This window comes from Methylocaldum sp. (assembly GCF_039794385.1).
Lineage (GTDB): Bacteria > Pseudomonadota > Gammaproteobacteria > Methylococcales > Methylococcaceae > Methylocaldum.
The window spans coordinates 1-4754 of record NZ_JBDIVO010000351.1; the positions used below are offsets into that span (position 1 = coordinate 1).

At 57.0% G+C, this 4754-nt stretch carries 1 protein-coding gene; it reads right to left on the reverse strand.

All coding sequences use genetic code 11. The features are described from left to right. Positions 1-277: 277 nt before the first annotated feature. The gene (locus ABJK70_RS20515; RefSeq protein ID WP_347258942.1) at positions 278-4666 is read right to left on the reverse strand and encodes an AAA domain-containing protein; all 4389 of its coding nucleotides are present in this window, start codon (positions 4664-4666) and stop codon (positions 278-280) included. Positions 4667-4754: the final 88 nt, after the last annotated feature.

Genomic DNA, 4754 nt, shown 5'->3' on the forward strand with positions numbered 1-4754 from the left:
AGATACACCGTAATGAGTTGAGTTTGCCAGTCCATGGTCGTCTCTCCGAGGGGTGTTGCAGAACCCTCCTCAAGAGACACCAATGGGCTGGCACCTTCTCTCCGTTAGCTCTTAATTCGCATTAAAGTAACCATCGAGGATAGATCCTTCATCGATGGGAATTTACTCGAAGTTGCGCGCACTTTAGCATAGCTGGGCGTCGCGATCCGTGAAATTATAGGTATCGCCCATCGAAGCCACCATAGCACTGGCGGTGAACGGTATAATGCCAAATTTATCAACAAACCTCCGGCTCATAGCATTTGCTCGGTGCCAGTTCTGAATTTGCGCATTGAGTCCAATTACCTGTGGATTCAGTCCTTTCAGGTGAATCTTCCATAATCCATTGCGTATAGATCTCCTGAATTCTTTCAGCCCCGATCGGCTCGATGCCAAGACGACCCAAGGTCGATTTCAAGTCCAGCAAACAACCCTCCGGATCTGAAATCCAGTTCGAGCCCCAACAGCGCCAAAAAGTCCAGCCGATCCGCTCTAGGGCCTTTTGCCGTTTGACATCCTGCGCCCACTGCAGCGGTCCGTGGTACTTGTCGCCATCCAGTTCGACCGCCAAGCGACGATCGTTGGCGCCCTCGATGACGAAATCGATCCGGTAACTGCCGACCGGGACTTGCGGCCGAATACGGTACCCGAGATCAATCAACCGCCGACCGAAATTCCGCTCGAACTCCGATTCGCAGACATCGAGAACGCCCTTGGACTGCGCCGTCTTCCCACTCCCCATGGGGTTCTCGAAATGCTCGATGACCGCATGCTTGAGGTCGGTCGGCTTAAGCTGACTCTTCGCCACAGAACGCACCAGGACCATCCGATCACGAGCCCTGGAGAGCGCCACGTTAAACCGCTGTTCGTACATCCTGCCGGTCTGCGCGCTGATTGTTTCGGGGCACGCCACCATGCTGAGGAAGATAATGTCGCGCTCCTGCCCCTGAAAGGTCGACGCATTACCGCACATGATGTGGTGCCGCTCGACCACCTCGATCCCAAGCTCGCCGATCAATCGATCATAGATGCGCTTGGCTTGTTTGTCGCCGATCAAGGAAATGACGCCAATGGAGCGATGCTGGAAGGCGGAATCCTGCGTAAGTTTCGTGACTTCCCGAACCACCACCTCGACCTCGGCCTCATTGATGTCCCCTACCCTTCGACCATGCGGGATGTAGATGTCCACCAAGGGCGGATCGAGCCGTTCCGTGGCCTTCGGAATCCGAAGTGGAATGAGCGCATTGTCGTAGAACCGGCTGGAGAACCGGATAATCGGCTCAACACATCGGAAGTGCTCGCGCAGCAAAATGGCTTTGCCAGGGAAAACCATGGACCCAAGATCGTAAAGCGAAGTGGTCGGCTCCATTTGATCACCAAAGGGAAGCCCCGTGAGATAGGTCGTCCGGAGTTGCACGATTTTCTTGTCATCGATGCCGACCATGAGGGGTGATACCTGCTTGTCATCACCGACGATCAGAATTTTCTTGCCCCGCATAATCGCCGGCAGCACCGTCACATCGGACTGGCTCGCCTCATCGATGATTACGAGATCAAAAGCATTCAATTCCGGCGGCAGTTGCTCGGAGACGCGCCATTCCGGCAAAATCCAGCACGGCACGCCATCGGCCGCCTCCAGGGAGGCTTCCCGAATCATCCGCCGGTACCGCACCGCGGTCTTGCCGGTGCCCTTACCCAGCTTCGCGACCGCCGACACGAATTTAGCAAGGGCCGTTTCGATCCGACCAGAGAGGTTCTTCTTCAATCCGAGGAAGGTCCTGAGCCGAACCACATCGAGGAAAAGACGCTTTTGTTCCGCTTCCGCTTCAGCCCGCTGCTCCGTGAGTCTTTGCGTGACTTCCCGATCGCCGATTGTCCGAATGTAGCCTTGCCCCTGGGACCAGCACCAGGCGTCGAGCCAATCGGAGGGCGTCCAAGGGTCCGGACGGTCCGCTTCGACAGGTTCACGCGTAAGCCTTTCCGCCCACCGCAGAGCGCCAGCCTGCGCTACTTGTTCCACCAATACTTCCAGACGGGCTCGTAGCGGTTGAAGATCGGCCAGGCGGCGCGCCTCGTCAATCAAAGCTTGCCACAGCTTGAAGAGGTCCCCGGCCGAGATCGCCTCGTTACCGAGATTTTCGGCTAATTCCCGAAGATCAGTGTGGAACGGCAAAGACTTGTTGCCAGCCAAAGCCAACAATTTGTCGCGCACGGCTTGCGCTTCGAGAGTTTCGGCTTTATCCAGATGAACTGCGAGAATCTTTAGCACGTAATCACAACTACCTTGGTGCAGCACCGTTTTCGGCTCAACCCCATAAGGAAAGAGGCGCGAAAGGCTCGCCCGCCGGTCATCCAGGCTGGCTAGGGTGGCTTTGAGTTGGGTGATGAGCGTCCCGAGGCGGAAGAACGTCAGTTCACGAGTATCCCGTTCTTCGTCAAAGGTCGGCGCCTCGAACTCTCTAGCGATCGACAGCCAGCTTTTTCCGAAGGCATCGAGCGTCTTGGTCCAGCGGCGATACGCCAGGACATCCTGCCACTGCTCAGGCTCCGTGGGCGCTTGGCCGCCATGGAGGACCTTGTTGATTTGCTGGCGTAACTGGCTTTTGAACAATGCCGGCATGAGGCCGAAGGGATTCTTGCCTTGTGCGAGCTTCTCCAAGGCACGATCGAAGGCCGCATCCGTGAACTCAACCTCCGGAAGACTTATCCTGCGGATCCGAAAGCCGCAGCCCTCCTCATGAAGTGCGATCCATTCATCGAACGCTTTCTCCATTGCCGGCCATATCAAGGGATCGGCCTTTTGGTCTCCCAGAAAAATTTGATATGACCGCAATAACCAAGGCTCAGCCTCGATCGCCTGGTAAAACTCGGCAAATCCCTGAAGCCAGTCGCAAAGGGCGCGCGCCTCCTCCAAAGCGCCGTCCGAGTCCAGGGTCATGATCGGAAGATCCGCCTCCAAAGTGTGCTGTTCAAGTTGTGCCAGGCGCCCGATTTCGGCGTGAGCGGATAGAATGCGGGACGCCTCCGGTAGGGCCTCAAACGATGGATAATCCTCAAGGCCATACACCAAATCGGAGCCCAGCTGCGCCCGCAAGGATCGGATCTCTTCGATCACGGCTTCGCCAAAGCGGGGCTCATGGCGCTGCTCCAACGTCAGTTCATCTTCGAACCAGCGATATCGATCCCGCTGTTCGGCCAGCTGCTTTGCAAGCGCCATGGGCAGGATCTCCTGTCCCCGGAAGGACACGGGATTCAGGTTCCGTTCTGCCTGTTGACGTAGCTGGATATCGATTTGCTCGAGAAGCTTTTCTATCTCTGCCAAACGACGTTGCTTGCTGTCGACATCCCGCACGCTGGCTGCCACATCGATTTGCTTGGCCTCATGAGCCAGGACGTTGACCGCCCGCTCCAATTGTCGCCCGCCTTCCCGGTCGTTGTGGATGACCGCAATAGCTAGACTCTGGATACTTTCGGGTAACTTGGATTGAACGGCGGTGAGGGCCTCCGGGGTTTTGGCCGTCACCAAAACCCGCCGGCCGGTGGCCAGATAGTGACAGATGATGTTGGCGATCGTATGGGTCTTGCCCGTCCCGGGTGGACCTTGCACAACTACGCCGGCGGTATCCTCGTGATCGAGGCGCCGGACGATCTCGCCCTGCTCGTCGTTGAACGCCAGCGGGAAAAAGTAATTGACCTTTTGATCAAAGGCTCGATTCGCGATTTCGGCACTGGAAGACGATTGCCCAAGATCCCCCTGCCAACCCCCGATCGAATTCGGCAGGTCAAAATTCGTGTTTCCCAGGTCAAACCCGATATCGCCATGCACCGCTTCCTTGCTGGGTGGCGTAACGAATTTAAGCGCGGCCTGCGGGAGGCGCGCTTCATCCTCGGTCCTCTCCACGGCATCGATAAGGCGCTGGATATCCTCGCGCCGGAAATCTTCCATCCGCTGACGGACGTACAACACCCAGGTATCGGTAATCCGGAGGGTGTCATCGGCCTTGGGCGGTATCCTCGTGGAGTTGCCCTCAGTTTCATCGGGCACATAAAGTCCGCGGGGCGATAACTTGGCCGCCGCCATCCGGAGAATGGGATCAAAGGTTATCCGCTCAAACGGCGAGAAACCCACATCGGGATCGTTGACCATCGCCTGGAACCGGGGCGCAGCCTCTTTCTGAAAGTATTTGCTGCCTTCCACCTCCAGCGCATGGAAAACTTTCAGAACCAGCATCGGCGCAGTGTTGCGCGGGCGAACGTACAGCGTCCCTGCTTCGTCCATCTCGATCTCGACCTGCTGCTCGATCAATGGAAGATTGAGGGTCTGCTGATCGATCTTCCAGCGCGCCACCCCGAGCCCAAACACCATCTCGATCGGGTTGTCTGCGCCAAGCGACTGCATGCGCTGGTGGATCTGATAGAGCTTGTTATAGAAATCGATGCTGCGCCGTCTCGGTCGCTCCACTTCAGCCCATTCGGCCCAGGGCCCTTTCAGGTAATGGTCGAATTGCGACTGGAGGTCCGGTAGCTGAGCCGAATAGAGAAGCACGTCGAGCACTTCAGGCGGCTCAGCAGCCTGGTTTTCAGTTCCCACGATCTGGTCGGAGCTGATCTTTCCCGATGTCTGCATCTCCGACACCTCATCGAACGGGAGGCGTACAATGCGTTTTTCGATCAGTTGCGGGGCTTTATCCGGGGATGGATGTGCATCGACGGTG

Excerpts from the sequence above, each read along its gene's own strand:
- ABJK70_RS20515 (WP_347258942.1), bottom strand. The coding sequence starts at position 4,666 with ATGCAGACATCGGGAAAGATCAGCTCCGACCAGATCGTGGGAACTGAA.